The sequence below is a fragment of the Staphylococcus sp. NWU MKU2 genome, from assembly GCF_033283605.1.
GTDB lineage: Bacteria > Bacillota > Bacilli > Staphylococcales > Staphylococcaceae > Staphylococcus > Staphylococcus haemolyticus.
In genome coordinates this window covers 487,494-501,750 of record NZ_JAVSMH010000001.1, presented here as the reverse complement: position 1 = coordinate 501,750, position 14,257 = coordinate 487,494, and the positions used below count along the sequence as shown (strand labels likewise).

General features: G+C 32.5%; 13 protein-coding genes and 1 pseudogene. 13 read left to right on the top strand and 1 reads right to left on the bottom strand.

Annotation, left to right across the window (positions count from 1 at the left end):
• Window positions 1-16 precede the first annotated feature (16 nt).
• The 8 genes from SBL15_RS02660 to SBL15_RS02625 all read left to right on the top strand — a co-directional run bounded on the left by SBL15_RS02660 (window position 17) and on the right by SBL15_RS02625 (window position 7,745).
• Window positions 17-1,021: a FecCD family ABC transporter permease gene (locus tag SBL15_RS02660; protein ID WP_053041172.1), complete on the top strand. Its 1,005-nt coding sequence runs from the start codon at window positions 17-19 to the stop codon at window positions 1,019-1,021.
• Window positions 1,018-2,034: a FecCD family ABC transporter permease gene (locus SBL15_RS02655; protein ID WP_107611950.1), complete on the top strand. Its 1,017-nt coding sequence runs from the start codon at window positions 1,018-1,020 to the stop codon at window positions 2,032-2,034. Before SBL15_RS02660 ends, SBL15_RS02655 begins: the two co-directional genes overlap by 4 nt.
• A gap of 275 nt (window positions 2,035-2,309) precedes the next feature.
• On the top strand, window positions 2,310-3,272 hold the full coding sequence (gene dhaK / locus SBL15_RS02650) for a dihydroxyacetone kinase subunit DhaK (RefSeq protein WP_107611951.1): 963 nt from the start codon (window positions 2,310-2,312) through the stop codon (window positions 3,270-3,272).
• Window positions 3,273-3,305: 33 nt separating this feature from the next.
• Entirely contained in the window at window positions 3,306-3,887 is a 582-nt protein-coding gene (gene dhaL / locus SBL15_RS02645; protein ID WP_107611952.1) for a dihydroxyacetone kinase subunit DhaL, read from the top strand.
• Entirely contained in the window at window positions 3,884-4,264 is a 381-nt protein-coding gene (gene dhaM, locus SBL15_RS02640) for a dihydroxyacetone kinase phosphoryl donor subunit DhaM (protein ID WP_053018745.1), read from the top strand. Before dhaL ends, dhaM begins: the two co-directional genes overlap by 4 nt.
• Window positions 4,265-4,408: 144 nt before the next feature.
• Window positions 4,409-4,909: a hypothetical protein gene (locus SBL15_RS02635; RefSeq protein ID WP_053017201.1), complete on the top strand. Its 501-nt coding sequence runs from the start codon at window positions 4,409-4,411 to the stop codon at window positions 4,907-4,909.
• 587 nt (window positions 4,910-5,496) lie between these two features.
• Window positions 5,497-6,564 carry a hypothetical protein gene (locus SBL15_RS02630; protein WP_107611953.1) on the top strand — a complete coding sequence of 356 codons (1,068 nt, stop codon included), beginning with the start codon at window positions 5,497-5,499 and terminating at the stop codon, window positions 6,562-6,564.
• A 134-nt stretch (window positions 6,565-6,698) separates the two neighbouring features.
• Window positions 6,699-7,745 carry an alpha/beta hydrolase gene (locus SBL15_RS02625; RefSeq protein WP_107611954.1) on the top strand — a complete coding sequence of 349 codons (1,047 nt, stop codon included), beginning with the start codon at window positions 6,699-6,701 and terminating at the stop codon, window positions 7,743-7,745.
• 235 nt (window positions 7,746-7,980) lie between these two features.
• On the opposite strand, the gene SBL15_RS02620 is transcribed toward SBL15_RS02625, so the two are convergent.
• The gene (locus SBL15_RS02620; RefSeq protein WP_011276497.1) at window positions 7,981-8,487 is read right to left on the bottom strand and encodes a GNAT family N-acetyltransferase; all 507 of its coding nucleotides are present in this window, start codon (window positions 8,485-8,487) and stop codon (window positions 7,981-7,983) included.
• 110 nt (window positions 8,488-8,597) lie between these two features.
• Here SBL15_RS02620 and SBL15_RS02615 point away from each other — a divergent pair, with 110 nt between their 5' ends.
• From SBL15_RS02615 to SBL15_RS02595, 5 genes and pseudogenes are all read left to right on the top strand, one after another.
• Window positions 8,598-9,521, top strand: coding sequence for an NAD(P)H-binding protein (locus tag SBL15_RS02615; protein WP_107613322.1), 924 nt, complete (start codon window positions 8,598-8,600; stop codon window positions 9,519-9,521).
• A 14-nt stretch (window positions 9,522-9,535) separates the two neighbouring features.
• Window positions 9,536-10,210, top strand: a complete 675-nt coding sequence (gene graR / locus SBL15_RS02610; RefSeq protein WP_317955063.1) for a response regulator transcription factor GraR/ApsR — start codon at window positions 9,536-9,538, stop codon at window positions 10,208-10,210.
• Complete coding sequence (locus SBL15_RS02605; RefSeq protein WP_317955061.1) at window positions 10,203-11,237, top strand: HAMP domain-containing histidine kinase; 1,035 nt, start codon at window positions 10,203-10,205, stop codon at window positions 11,235-11,237. Before graR ends, SBL15_RS02605 begins: the two co-directional genes overlap by 8 nt.
• 137 nt (window positions 11,238-11,374) lie before the next feature.
• Window positions 11,375-12,135 (top strand): annotated as a pseudogene (locus SBL15_RS02600) (ABC transporter ATP-binding protein).
• The gene (locus SBL15_RS02595) at window positions 12,125-14,014 is read left to right on the top strand and encodes an ABC transporter permease (RefSeq protein ID WP_107611957.1); all 1,890 of its coding nucleotides are present in this window, start codon (window positions 12,125-12,127) and stop codon (window positions 14,012-14,014) included. The pseudogene SBL15_RS02600 and the gene SBL15_RS02595 overlap by 11 nt, the downstream one beginning before the upstream one ends.
• Window positions 14,015-14,257 lie beyond the last annotated feature (243 nt).

The following is a 14,257-nucleotide window of genomic DNA, read 5'->3' as shown; positions in this document are numbered from 1 at the left end:
AAAGGGAATTTTTATCATGATGGAGAAAGATAAAAAAGTAAACATAGGTTTTATTGGCTATATTATTTTAGTCTTTGTGTTGTTAATAGGCGCATTGCTTGTATCTATCTTGATAGGTGAAGCGAAAATTAGTTTTTCAACTATTATGGATGCTATTTTTCATTATAATCCTAAAAATCAACAACATAATATTATTAGTGAGATACGTATACCGCGTGATTTAGGTGCGGTATTAGTTGGAATGGCATTATCAGTTGCTGGTGCTGTTATTCAAGGCGTAACTAAAAACGGACTTGCGGATCCAAGTTTAATAGGTTTAAACTCTGGGGCTTCATTTGCATTGGCGTTAACATTTGCTTTTTATCCGGCAGCACCATTCTTAATGCTCATGTGTGCAGGGTTTTTAGGTGCGATGTTGGGTGGCTTTATTGTCTTAACAATAGGTCGATCTAGACGCGATGGCTTCAATCCTATGAGAATCATTTTAGCAGGTGCTGCTGTAAGTGCACTTTTAACGGCTTTGAGTCAAGGTATTGCTTTAACATTTAAGCTGAATCAAACACTTACTTTCTGGACTGCTGGTGGTGTTTCAGGTACGACTTGGAAACAACTTATGTGGAGCGGACCTGTTATTATCATTGCTATTGTTATCATCATAGCAATGAGTAAACAATTAACGATTTTAAATTTAGGAGAGACACTTGCTAAAGGCTTGGGACAAAATATCACGTTGATTCGTGGAGTAAGTTTGTTCTTAACAATGATATTAGCGGGGGTAGCCGTTTCAATGGTAGGACAAATTGCCTTTGTTGGCTTGATGGTACCTCACATTGTCAGATTCTTAGTAGGTACAGACTACGCAAAGGTATTACCATTAACAGCTTTAACAGGCGGTTTACTTATGATTTTAGCTGATACTGTAGCACGAATGTTAGGTGAAGCGCCAGTGGGAGCGATTATTTCATTTATCGGTGTGCCTTACTTCTTATACTTAGTTAAAAGAGGGGGGCGCACAATATGATTCATCCTAAACTAAGACGGAAACAAATCGTTACTTTAGTAATTTTTTCAATATTATTATTAGCCGCATGTACATGGAGTGTGTCTTCAGGAGAATTTAAAATTCCAGTTGATCATTTTTTAAAGACGCTCATAGGTCAAGGTGAATATTATGATCAATTAATCTTAATGGAATTTCGTTTTCCACGAATGTTAATTACTATTTTAGCAGGTGCTGCGTTAAGTTTAAGTGGCGCTATTATTCAAAGTGTCACTAAGAATCCAATTGCGGAGCCAGGTATTTTAGGTATTAATGCTGGTGGTGGATTCGCAATAGCATTATTTATTTCAATAGGACAAATTAACCCTGATAATTTTGTGTATGTGTTACCAGCGATTAGTGTCATTGGCGGTGTAGCTACTGCAATTGTTATCTTTTTATTTAGTGTGAACAAGCGAGATGGCATTACACCTTCAAGTATGGTGCTAATTGGTGTAGGCATGCAGACAGCCTTATATGGTGGTTCTATTACGCTTATGTCTAAATTTAATGAAGATCAGTCAGAATTTATAGCTACTTGGTTTGCTGGTAATATCTGGGGCGATGACTGGACATTTGTAATCGCAACTATTCCATGGCTTATCATTATTATTCCATTTCTTTTATATAAATCTAATGTGCTGAACTTAATTAATACACATGAGCATATTGCAAAAGGACTTGGTGTTAAGATTGAACGAGAACGTGTAGTTTTATTCTTTATTGCTGTTGTTTTATCATCAATTGCCGTGGCTGTTGCAGGTGCTATTGCATTTATTGGTTTAATGGGGCCACACATTGCAAAATCAATTATTGGACCGCGTCATCAACTATTTTTACCAATTTCAATTATTGTAGGTGCCTTCTTACTTGTTTTATCAGATACCATTGGTAAGGTTATTCTTGAACCGACAGGGGTACCTGCTGGTATTGTAGTTGCTATTATAGGCGCACCTTATTTCATTTATTTAATGTATAAATCTAAAAGTATTTAAAAATTGGTGAAATAAATAGTAATACTTAAAGATAAAATATATGTAAGACATCGTTTCTAATTAGTTAAATATTAAACTTTTTACGATTGTAGTAATCTTCGTGGGAGTGGACAGACCTTAGTAGTGAATTTTACGATGAAATTCTCTGTGTTTGAGTAAGGATAAATTCTGTTCCATTTCCACTTTTTTATTAAAGTCGATTTAAATGTAAATGATAGCGCATACATTGTGCTTGATTTATAATTAAATTGATAGGCCAAAGGAGGAAGTTGCATATGAAAAAGCTAATAAAACAAAAAGAAGACTTTTTAAAAGATATGTTAGACGGTTTAAAAATAGCAAATAATGATATCGAAATCATTGCAGAAACTGTTGTCGTGCGACGTAAAAAGAAATCTAAAGGCGTAGCGATTGTTTCAGGTGGCGGTAGTGGACATGAACCGGCTCATGCAGGTTATGTTGCGCAAGGGATGCTTGATGCGGCGGTTTGCGGAGAAGTATTTACTTCACCAACACCCGATAAAGTGTTAGAAGCAATTAAGGCTGTCGATACTGGTGATGGTGTTTTATTAATTGTTAAAAATTATGCTGGCGATGTAATGAACTTTGAAATGGCGCAAGAAATGGCGGAAATGGAAGATATTCAAGTAGAGATGGTTGTCGTTAAAGATGACATATCAGTGTCTGAAGAAACGCAAAGACGTGGTGTTGTAGGCACAGTATGCGTTCATAAATATGTAGGTTATTTAGCTGAACAAGGTTTAGCTCTACAGGATATTAAAGAAAAAGCGGAAACAATAGCTTCACAAATTAAAAGTATTGGTATGGCACTGACACCACCAATGGTTCCGACAACAGGCCAATATGGATTTGATATTAATGATGGGGATATAGAAATTGGGATAGGTATTCATGGCGAAAAAGGAATTGAACGAATACACTATGAAGAAATCGATAGTATCGTTGAACGGTTATTAAGTCGATTACTTAAAGAAAATCAAGAGCAATCATTAATCGTTATGGTTAATGGAATGGGTGGTACACCACTATCAGAGTTAAATATTGTGACTAAGTATTGTTCACTTTATTTAGAAAAGCAAAATAGAGATGTAGCGCAATGGTTTGTTGGTGACTATATGACTTCATTAGATATGCAAGGTTTTTCAATCACACTACTTCCTAATAATGAAGAACTACTCAAAGCTTTACAAGCACCTACTACGTCTCGCTACTTTTAAAAAGAAAACTACATTCAAATGAGGTGATTAAAAATGGATGTTAAAGATATGAAACAACGATTATTAAATTTAGAGGCAGTGTTTTCAGAGAAAGAAACATTATTAACGGATTTAGATAGAGCAATTGGTGATGGCGATCATGGTGTCAATATGTTGCGTGGATTTAAAAGTTTGAAAGACAAGATAGATGATAGTAGTATGTCATCGCTATTTAAATCTACTGGTATGGCATTAATGTCAAATATTGGTGGTGCATCTGGTCCATTATATGGATTTAGCTTTGTTAAAATGGCTAATGTTGTTAATGAAGAAATGGACAAAGAAAATTTAAAAGCTGTTGTTACTGAATTTGCTAATGCGATTGCGCAGAGAGGTAAAGTACAACGAGATGAGAAGACGATGTTTGATGTCGTAGATCGAGCGCGTGAAGCTTTAGAAAATGATGAAACAATCACGTTAGAGATACTACAACAATTTGCTACTGATACGAAAGAGATAGAAGCTACAAAAGGACGTGCAGCATACTTTAAAAAGGATTCAATAGGTTATATCGATCCTGGTTCCCAAAGTATGGTTTACGTATTAAGTGCACTGATTGGAGATGACATTGAATGACAACAATTATAATTATTAGCCATAGTGAAGACATTGCGAATGGTACTAAAGCTTTGCTTAATCAGATGGCGCAAGATGTTAACGTTGTAGCTCACGGCGGTGTCGATGGAGGCATAGGTACATCATTTGATGATATCCAAAATATTATCAATAACTTAGATGATGACGCATTGTGCTTTTATGATCTAGGTTCTTCCGAAATGAATTTAGATTTAGCAATTGAGATGTATGAAGGACCACATCATATTAAGAAGATAGATGCACCAATAGTAGAAGGTAGTTTTACTGCCGCAGTGAAACTCTCAGTTGGCGGAACAACTGATGAAGCGATACAAGAAGTCGCTCAAACTTCATTTAAAGAAAATACATTTGACTAATGTTTAAATAATGTGCGTAAATATAATAATCAAATAAATGCGCAAAATAAATTTTATAATTAAGTAATTTATAAAATGAAAATGACAAATGATTGTGATAAAATAGGTTATTATAGTAAAGCGAAAGAGTAGGTGGGCAAGGTCATGCAAAGCAGCATCAAGGAATACGTTTTAAGTGGAGAATTTGAACAAGTAAGACAACTAATGGCCAAAGCAGACTTTTTAGATTTTGAAGAAGCCTACATTTCATGTGCACATGAAAATGAAAGCATGATGTTTTATACTTGTATTTTGGATATGATTAAATTTGAAGAAACGTCTGAATTGCATGATTTAGCATTTCTATTGCTTGTCTATCCCCTAAGTGAGATAGAAGGCGCATTAGATTCTGCTTATTACCATGCGCAAGCGTCCATTCAGTTGACGAATGGTAAAGAAATTAAGAGTCTATTACAAATGTTATTATTACATGCCATTCCAGAACCTGTTATTACTGATTCTGAAGCTTTCAAAGTTGCTAAACAAATTTTGAAATTAGATCCAAGTAATCATGTTGCAAGAAATGCACTTAAAGAAACAGCTAAACGTATGGATAATGTTGTTGTTGATATTAATGAATTACAACAATATGGAAATTCTAATTAATAAGCGTGTGAATATTGTATCATTAAGCAAATAATTACTTTCTAGATTTTAGATATGGAAGTAGGACAGAAATAGTATTTTTCCAAATATCCCCAGGCAAGGATGACTAGGTACGAAAAAAGCTTGATTCAAGATCAATTTCAAATCAGTCAGCTATTGCCAAATTGGTAAAGTAGGCTGAGACATTTTATTTTGTCTCAGCTTTTTTATTTCACGTCATTTTTAAATTTAATTATTTATTTTTAATTTAAAAACTAATGACTAGTGCGATAATAGCCAATATTAAACCTGTAGTTACCCCTTAATTCATTTTTTACCTCTGCTATAATGATTGCTATTAACTGTTTTAAAATGTAGATATGATGTTCATCATTAATATAAAATTAAATATGATTTACTAGTTACTTATTTATGAAAAATAAGATAATTATAATAAATTTTAAAGAATTTTAAATCCTTAACAAGTGTATATAGCATAGTGTTTATAGCCGATAAACGCCGGTTCGTAACCTTTATGCACTGTTGCATATTATTTGAAGTGCGTTATAATGCACAATGTGTCAAATTTAAGGAGGTTATATTTTCGCATGGGATTAAATAAAGAAGCTGTAAAAATTGGTTTCGCCTATGTCGGCATTGTAGTAGGTGCCGGATTCTCAACTGGACAAGAAGTTATGCAATTCTTTACACCATATGGTTTATGGTCTTATATTGGTGTGCTTATTTCAGGTTTGATTCTTGGTTTTATAGGTAGACAAGTTGCTAAAATAGGTACAGCATTTGAAGCTACGAATCATGAGTCAACATTAAAATATTTATTCGGAGAAAAGTTTAGTAAAATCTTCGATTATATATTAGTATTCTTCTTATTTGGTATAGCAGTCACTATGATTGCAGGGTCTGGTTCAACATTCCAAGAGAGTTTTGGCATACCTACGTGGTTAGGTGCCTTAATTATGACTATTGTCATTTATTTAACATTATTATTAGACTTTAACAAAATCGTGAGCGCACTTGGTGTCGTCACACCATTCTTAATAATTATGGTAATACTTATTGCCGTTTACTACTTATTTGCAGGTAGCGTTCCTTTGAATGAAGTTAACAGTACTGTTGATAAAACAAGTGTATTTTGGGGTATAGTTAGAGGATTAATGTACGGTGGTCTAGCTTTTGCAGTGGGCTTTAGTACAGTTGTTGCAATTGGAGGCGACGCTTCTAAACGTAAAATTTCAGGTGGAGGTGCAATGTTTGGCGGTGTGATTTACACTATCTTACTTGCTCTAATTAACTTTGCATTACAATCTGAATATCCTAAAATTAAAGATGTTGAAATTCCAACATTAACATTAGCTAATGCTATTCATCCATGGATTGGTCTTGTTCTAACTGTCATCATGTTAGCAGTTATGTACAATACAATCTTAGGACTATGCTATTCATTCGCAGCACGTTTTACAGAACCATATAGTAAAAAGTATCACATCTTTATCATTATTATGATGATTGCTGCATTTATTTTAAGCTTTGTAGGTTTTGCAGACTTAATTAACTTCTTATATAATATTATGGGTGTTGTTGGTCTGTTTATCGTAGTTGCAGTATTAATTAAATACTATGTACGTAAGAGTGATAATAAAGATCATATAGCATAGATTTAAAATAGCAATACTTTACAATTGAAAGTGAATGTTTTAATCTTAAAAGCAATTCGTATGATTATACGGGTTGCTTTTTCTATTAAATGAACAAGCAAACTTTCTATAATCAATTGAAAGGAACGTAGGGAATGAATACTCAGAAAAAATGGACGATTATCACAGGTGTCATTATCGTGATTGTGAGTGTTGTAGTTGCTTGGGGGCTATACCACCATCAACAAGAGAGTGAGAAGAAAAAACAACAACGTGAAAAAGTTCAAATTAATAATCCTAACGTCAAATTATTTCAAAATATTACCTATAATAATCATCTTCCTGAAAGCCAACTTGATATTATGATGCCTGACGATGTAGATAAGGATACTAAATTGCCAGTTATCTTCTGGATGCATGGAGGGGGTTATGTTGCAGGTGATAAACAATATAAAAATCCATTGCTATCGCAAATTGTGGAACAAGGCTATGTAGTAGTCAATGTTAACTATGCTTTAGCACCTAATTATAAATATCCCACACCACTCATTCAATTTGGTGATGCAATTCAATTTATTAAGCATAATAAAGACCGCTTCCCAATTGATTTAGATCAAGTTGTTATAGGCGGTGACTCTGCCGGTGCACAACTTACAAGTCAATATGTTGCTATGCAAACAAATAGTTCACTACGAAGTGAAATGGGATTTGAACAGCGTTTTACACCATCACAAATAAAAGGCGCTATCTTTTTCGGTGGTTTTTATGATATGAATACAGTTAGAGAAACGGAATTCCCAAGAATTCAAATGTTTATGCATAGTTATACTGGTGCAACAAAATGGGAATCAGAATTCAAAAATATTTCTCAAATGTCAACAATCAATCAAGTGACTAAAGATTATCCTTCAACGTATCTATCAGTAGGTGATGCTGATCCTTTCTACAGTCAAAATATTGAATTTTACCGTAAGTTGAAGGAAGAAGGCATTCCTGTTAGTACATTGTTCTATGATGGTTCACATCATTTACATCATCAATATCAATTTCATTTAGAGAAGCCAGAATCTAAAGAGAATATGAAACGTGTACTCGCATTCTTAAGCAGAAATACTTCATCATCTGGTGTAGAACGAAATCAGCAATCTCCATTTGATGGTTCTACGAGTTCGGATAAAAGTTTCTCATTATCACCTTACTAACCACGATAAAATGATATTATTATCAAACTTTATTGGTTACAACACTATAGCTAAGAATAAAAAGCTTATTTCCTAAATGTTAAATCATTAAGGAAGTAAGCCTTTTTAATTTTTATTATTCTATGATAGTGGTATTTAAATACTATAGGTGTATTGTTATTTAATCTAACATTTTAGTAATGTTGTTTAATATTATTGAGACTAGAGTATAATATAATGATAGTAAATTTAAATATTAAATAAGCAGTTTGGCCATGACATATTTATTGAAGTATTGACCATTAATATATAGCTTATCCTTTAATTCGCCCTCAATATTAAATCCAGCAGCTTTAAAGAGTTCAACTGCGCGCGCGTTTTCAGGGACAACGGAAGCTTCGATACGTCTAATATCATGGTTGATTGACCAAGCTTCAGTCGCATTTACTAATGCCATACCTATGCCATGTTTCTGATATAGTTGTCTAACACCAATTGTGATAACTGCTTCGTGACGTTTGCGCTCAAAATCTTCAGTTGTAATGAATGCGTAACCAACCAGTTGATCATCTTGCTCTGCAACATAAACAGTATTTCTTGGAGAAGTGATAATGCGTTCTAAACGATCGCTAACACTTGAGATGCTGGGCGTATATTCACCCGGGTTATATAATGTATATTCAGATTCATCATAAATTTTGCTTAATAATTTAATAAAGTCTTCAACGTCTTTTATACTAATTTCACGAATAATATGAGCCATAAGGCTTCCTCCCAAATTAATAAACTATTGTGTCTTACATGGTATTATAGCAATAAATCTTAGATATACATAAAATAAAAAACTTTTAAACTAAAGGGGTAATCTTAAATATGAAACCGAATGTACTATTAGCAGGTGGTAGTGGTTATATTGGTAAGTATATAAGAAGTGTTATTGAAAAAGATGCAAACATATATGCCCTATCAAAGTATCCAAATACTAAAAAAGAAGATAATGATCGAATTATTTGGTTGAAAAGAGATATTTATAATTATAATGATGTTGTAAAAGCTATGGAAGGTATGGATATTGCTGTTTTTTATTTAGATCCTAATAAGAATTCAGCAAAATTAACCCAAGCAACGGCACGAGATTTAAATTTGATCGCCGCAGATAACTTTGCCAGAGCAGCAGCTCAACAAGGTGTGTCTAAAATAGTATATATAAGTGGTAGTCGATTTGATAGTGAGACAGTACAAAGGCTAGAGAATTACGGCGTTCCTGTGGAAAAGACAAACACACAAATTAAACGACCACATATAAATGCTGAATTACAGATGTCTAAATATGATGATATAAGAACAGCGATGCGAATGATATTACCTAGGAAATGGACATTATCCTATCTAGTAGACTACTTTATGAAATGGCTTAATGATACACGTGATACATTCATGCACACATATCAAGATAATGATAGATACATTGTTTATGCACGAAAAAAGTCTAAACCATTATTAATTATGGAAAAAGTTGAAGACGACTCGGGACTTATAACACTACACTTGATTTCAGGTTCAATGATAAAATCTAATCAAAAGAAACAAGGTAAATTAGAATTTAGGCAAATTAAAGGTACAAGATTAGTCATTGTTCATTTATATGATTATATTCCGAAATTACTATGGCCAATTTACTACTTCGTTCAAGCACCATTACAAGGTTTGATTATGCGAGGGTTTGAAATTGATTGCCGAATTAAACATTTTAACGGACGGGTTCAATCAGGGGAAAAAATGAAATATACAAAATAATAGGTGATAAAGTGATGCAAGTATTATTAGTAGAAGATGATCAAACACTCTTCCAAGAATTGAAAAAAGAATTAGAACATTGGGATTTCTTTGTGACAGGTATAGATGATTTTAGTGCAGTAATGGATATTTATGAAGAAACAAATCCTGAAATTGTTATTATGGATGTTCAATTACCTAAATACGATGGATTTTATTGGTGTAGAAAGATTAGACAAGTATCTAATGTCCCCATCTTATTCTTATCATCACGTGATAATCCAATGGACCAAGTCATGAGCATGGAATTGGGAGCCGATGATTATATGCAAAAACCATTCCATACAAACGTCTTAATAGCTAAATTGCAAGCCATTTATCGACGTGTTTATGAATTTGGAGCAGAAGAAAAGAGAACATTGAATTGGCAAGATGCACTTGTGGATCTATCAAAAGATAGTATTCAAAAAGGTGATTCAGTTATCTATTTATCGAAGACTGAAATGATTATTTTAGAAATGTTAACTCAAAAGCAAAATCAAATTGTTACTAGAGATACCTTAATTACTGCGCTATGGGATGATGAAGCGTTTGTAAGTGATAATACGTTAACTGTTAATGTTAACCGTTTGCGTAAAAAGTTGTCTGATATCGGTATGGATACACAGATCGAAACTAAAGTAGGTAAAGGTTACATGGCACATGAGTAACTTGAAATGGTTTTGGTTATTCCTCAAAACGCGAAGTAACTGGATTTTTTGGATTGTGTTTCTACATCTGATTTTATTAGGTATGGCTTACATTGATTATGATATTTCCATCGAGAGTATAGGATTTATAGTAACGTTAAATCTCGGTCTTACAGCGATGTTTTTAATTTTTACTTTTTTAAAAGAAGTAAAGCTATATCAACATTTATATAATAATAAAGAAATTGAAGAAATTAAGCATAAAGATTTAGCAGAAGATCCGTTTCAAAAGGAAGTTGTTAATTATCTTTATCACAAATTAACGAGTCAAAAGGAACGTGTTGTTGAACAACAATTACACATACAATCGACAGAACAATCTCTAACAGAATTTGTTCATGATATTAAAACACCTGTGACAGCGATGAAGTTGTTAATCGATCAAGAAGAAGAGGGAAAACGTAAAAAGTCATTATTGTATGAATGGGCACGTATTAATGAGTTGTTAGATAAGCAACTTTATTTAACGCGTTTAGAGTCTAAAAATAGAGACATGTATTTTGAAGAGACATCACTGAAGCGTCTTGTGATTGATGAGATCCAATTAACACGTCACATTAGCCAAGCCAAAGGTATAGGCTATGATTTGGATTTAGAAACAAACTTAGATGTATACACGGATGTGAAATGGTGTCGCATGATGATTCGCCAAATTTTATCTAACTCATTAAAATATTCTCAAGGACAAGATATTATTATTCGTTCTTATACAAATGATGGTCATGTAACATTGGAAATTAAAGATTTTGGTAGAGGTATCAGTCACAAAGATTTACCACGTATATTTGAGCGTGGTTTCACTTCGACTGCGAATCGTAATGAAACAACTTCTTCAGGAATAGGGCTATATCTGGTTAACAGTGTAAAAGATCAATTAGGTATTAATGTTCGAGTAGAATCTACAGTAGGACAAGGGACTACTTTTGTATTAACTTTTCCAAAACAGAATGAATTGATGGCCCGTATGACCCAAGTGACAACAATGTAACCTTAAAACTTAGATTTGTTACTCCATCTTCATTTCATCAAAAGCGATAACTTTTATAATTAAACTGATTAAAGTAGTGCGGTATTTCTAAAGTAAACGCACATGTAGATAAAATGAATGGCGAGGTGAACAAAACCGTGGCAATATTACAGGCAAAGCAAATTGCCAAAACTTATGGAAATAAACAAACTGAACAAGAAGTTTTAAAAGATATAGATCTGTCAATTGAAGCGGGAGAGTTTGTAGCTATCATGGGGCCATCGGGATCAGGCAAGACAACGTTATTAAACGTGTTAAGTTCAATTGACTATTTAACACATGGTTCTATTATTTTAGATGGTCAACAATTAGAGAAATTATCTAATAAAGCGTTGTCTGAAATTAGAAAAAAGATATTGGTTTTATTTTTCAAGAATATAATTTATTACATACGTTAACAGTTAAAGAAAACATCATGTTACCTTTATCAGTTCAAAAGTTAGATAAAAAAGAAATGAATGAACGCTATCAACGTATTACGCAGGCTTTAAATATTTTCGAAATTAGTGATAAATATCCATCAGACATTTCTGGTGGACAGCGACAAAGAACATCCGCAGCGCGTGCATTTATTACGTATCCTAAGATTATTTTCGCGGATGAGCCAACAGGGGCACTTGATACTAAAAATACTCGCGATTTATTACAACGTTTTCAAAATATCAATGAACTTTATAACGCAACGATAGTAATGGTAACGCATGATCCTTTGGCAGCAAGCTTCTCAGAGCGTGTGATTATGTTAAAAGACGGGCAGGTATTTACTGAAATTTATCAAGGTGAAGATGATAAAAATGTCTTTCACAAAGAGATCTTACGTGCGCAAAGTATATTAGGTGGCATGATGTATGAGTTTTAGTCAAATTATATGGAAGAACTTTCAACAGAATATAATTCATTACGCGATTTATATCTTTTCACTTGTATTAAGTATCGTGTTGTTTTTTAGTTTTATAACAATTAAGTATGTACACCATTTAAATGTGCATCAATCGTTGTCAATGATACAACAAGGAACACAAGTGGGAAGTTATTTTTTATTTATCATTATTGTTGTATTTATTATGTATACGAATATGTTGTTTATCAAACGACGTAGTTATGAATTCGGATTATTGCAAACGATTGGTTTAGGTAAAAAGAGTATTATTTATATGCTAATGCTTGAACAATTATTTATTTTTATTATAACCGCGTTATTAGGTATGATTATCGGTATTTTAGGATCAAAAATACTATTAATGATTGTTTTAAAATTATTAGGTATACATACTTCTGTATCAATCATTTTTAGTTTTCAAGCGATTGCGCAAACATTATTTATACTTGTCATTGCTTATATACTTATCATTATTCAAGCATCTATTTATTTAAGCAAATCTTCAATTAAAAGTTTAATGGCCTCTCAAGACAGTAAAGAAGATAGTCATATTACACTAACATTAGGTGAAGTTATATTAGGTGTTTTAGGTATTGTATTGATATTAACAGGTTATTATTTATCGACGCGTTTTGTCGAGATTGTAGATGATGTGATACTACCGTTTGTTATTCTAATTCTTACTGTTTTAGGAACTTACTTTTTCTTTCGAAGTACGATTTCTCTCATTTTAAAGACGATTAGATACCTTAAAGGTGGTAATGTTTCTGTAAATGATGTTATTTTTACATCATCACTCATGTTTCGAATTAGAAAAAATGCATTTTCATTAACTGTAATGGCAATCATTTCAGCAATAACTGTATCTGTACTGTGTTTCGCTGCGATTAGTAGGGGCTCTTTGACAAATGAAGTTCTATTAGAATCTCCTCATGAGGTTACACTTAAAGAAGAGAAAGTAGCTAATGAATTAGGTTTTGAATTAAATCGACATCATATTCCTTACCATTACGATTTTAAACAAGTTGTTTATTCTCAACTATACAAAGATCATTTATTTGATAAAAATCAGGTGCAACCATACGCGATTACTGTAACGAGTGAAAAATATTTCCCTAATGTTTCTATAGAGAAGGGTGAGGCTAATTTAATTATGCCTGAAGGGTTAATTCATGATTTATCGAAACATACACCGCATGGTACGGCTTCTATAGGAACTAAAAAGCATCATGTAAAGATTAAATTGAATAAAGTGATGGATAAAATTTATTTTAAACAGAGTATTGACTTAGGAGGTCCTACTTTAGTTTTAAATGATACAGATTATAACTATTTGAAAGCACATGCGAAAAATAAATATATCGTTTCACAATATGGTTTTGATTTAAAACACAATAGAGATATACCAAAACTTGAGAGTATAACAAAGGATCTTGATGGTAATGTTCAAACGCGTAGTGAAGTGGTGAGCGAAGTATCAAGTTTGACTGGAATATTGTTATTTGTAACATCATTTTTAGGAATTGCATTTTTAATCGCTACAGGGTGTATTATTTACATTAAACAAATTGATGAAACAGAAGATGAGTTAGAAAGTTATTCTGTATTACGTAAATTAGGTTTTATTCAAAAAGACATGGCAAAAGGGTTAAAACTCAAAGTGGCATTTAATTTTGGTATACCACTTATTATTGCCTTATTACATTCATACTTTGCGGCAGTGGTCTTTATGAAGGTTATAGGCTTTGATAATAAAGTTCCTATTTTCGTTGTAATGGCTATTTATACAATCATTTATAGTATTTTTGCAGTTATCGCCTATAATCACTCTAAAAGAACGATAAACCACTCAATTTAAGTCAATATTTATCTAATATTTCGTATTTGTAAATAATTTGTAAATGTAATTGTGGTTATGTAAATTTTGTGATATTTTCAAATAGGGACAAATTCAGTAATGGAGTATTAAGTGAATAACAGTAAAACATTATATTTACATAAAATTTACAAATAGTCAGAAAATAGACTCTTTGAATGTTCTTATTGTAAATGTATTCTTTATCTAAAGTTGTCTTACAATAATAAAAATTTACAAATGTGA

Coding starts and splice junctions, on each gene's coding strand:
- SBL15_RS02660 (WP_053041172.1), top strand. CDS start 17: ATGATGGAGAAAGATAAAAAAGTAAACATAGGTTTTATTGGCTATATT.
- SBL15_RS02655 (WP_107611950.1), top strand. CDS start 1,018: ATGATTCATCCTAAACTAAGACGGAAACAAATCGTTACTTTAGTAATT.
- dhaK (WP_107611951.1), top strand. CDS start 2,310: ATGAAAAAGCTAATAAAACAAAAAGAAGACTTTTTAAAAGATATGTTA.
- dhaL (WP_107611952.1), top strand. CDS start 3,306: ATGGATGTTAAAGATATGAAACAACGATTATTAAATTTAGAGGCAGTG.
- dhaM (WP_053018745.1), top strand. CDS start 3,884: ATGACAACAATTATAATTATTAGCCATAGTGAAGACATTGCGAATGGT.
- SBL15_RS02635 (WP_053017201.1), top strand. CDS start 4,409: ATGCAAAGCAGCATCAAGGAATACGTTTTAAGTGGAGAATTTGAACAA.
- SBL15_RS02630 (WP_107611953.1), top strand. CDS start 5,497: ATGGGATTAAATAAAGAAGCTGTAAAAATTGGTTTCGCCTATGTCGGC.
- SBL15_RS02625 (WP_107611954.1), top strand. CDS start 6,699: ATGAATACTCAGAAAAAATGGACGATTATCACAGGTGTCATTATCGTG.
- SBL15_RS02620 (WP_011276497.1), bottom strand. CDS start 8,487: ATGGCTCATATTATTCGTGAAATTAGTATAAAAGACGTTGAAGACTTT.
- SBL15_RS02615 (WP_107613322.1), top strand. CDS start 8,598: ATGAAACCGAATGTACTATTAGCAGGTGGTAGTGGTTATATTGGTAAG.
- graR (WP_317955063.1), top strand. CDS start 9,536: ATGCAAGTATTATTAGTAGAAGATGATCAAACACTCTTCCAAGAATTG.
- SBL15_RS02605 (WP_317955061.1), top strand. CDS start 10,203: ATGAGTAACTTGAAATGGTTTTGGTTATTCCTCAAAACGCGAAGTAAC.
- SBL15_RS02595 (WP_107611957.1), top strand. CDS start 12,125: ATGAGTTTTAGTCAAATTATATGGAAGAACTTTCAACAGAATATAATT.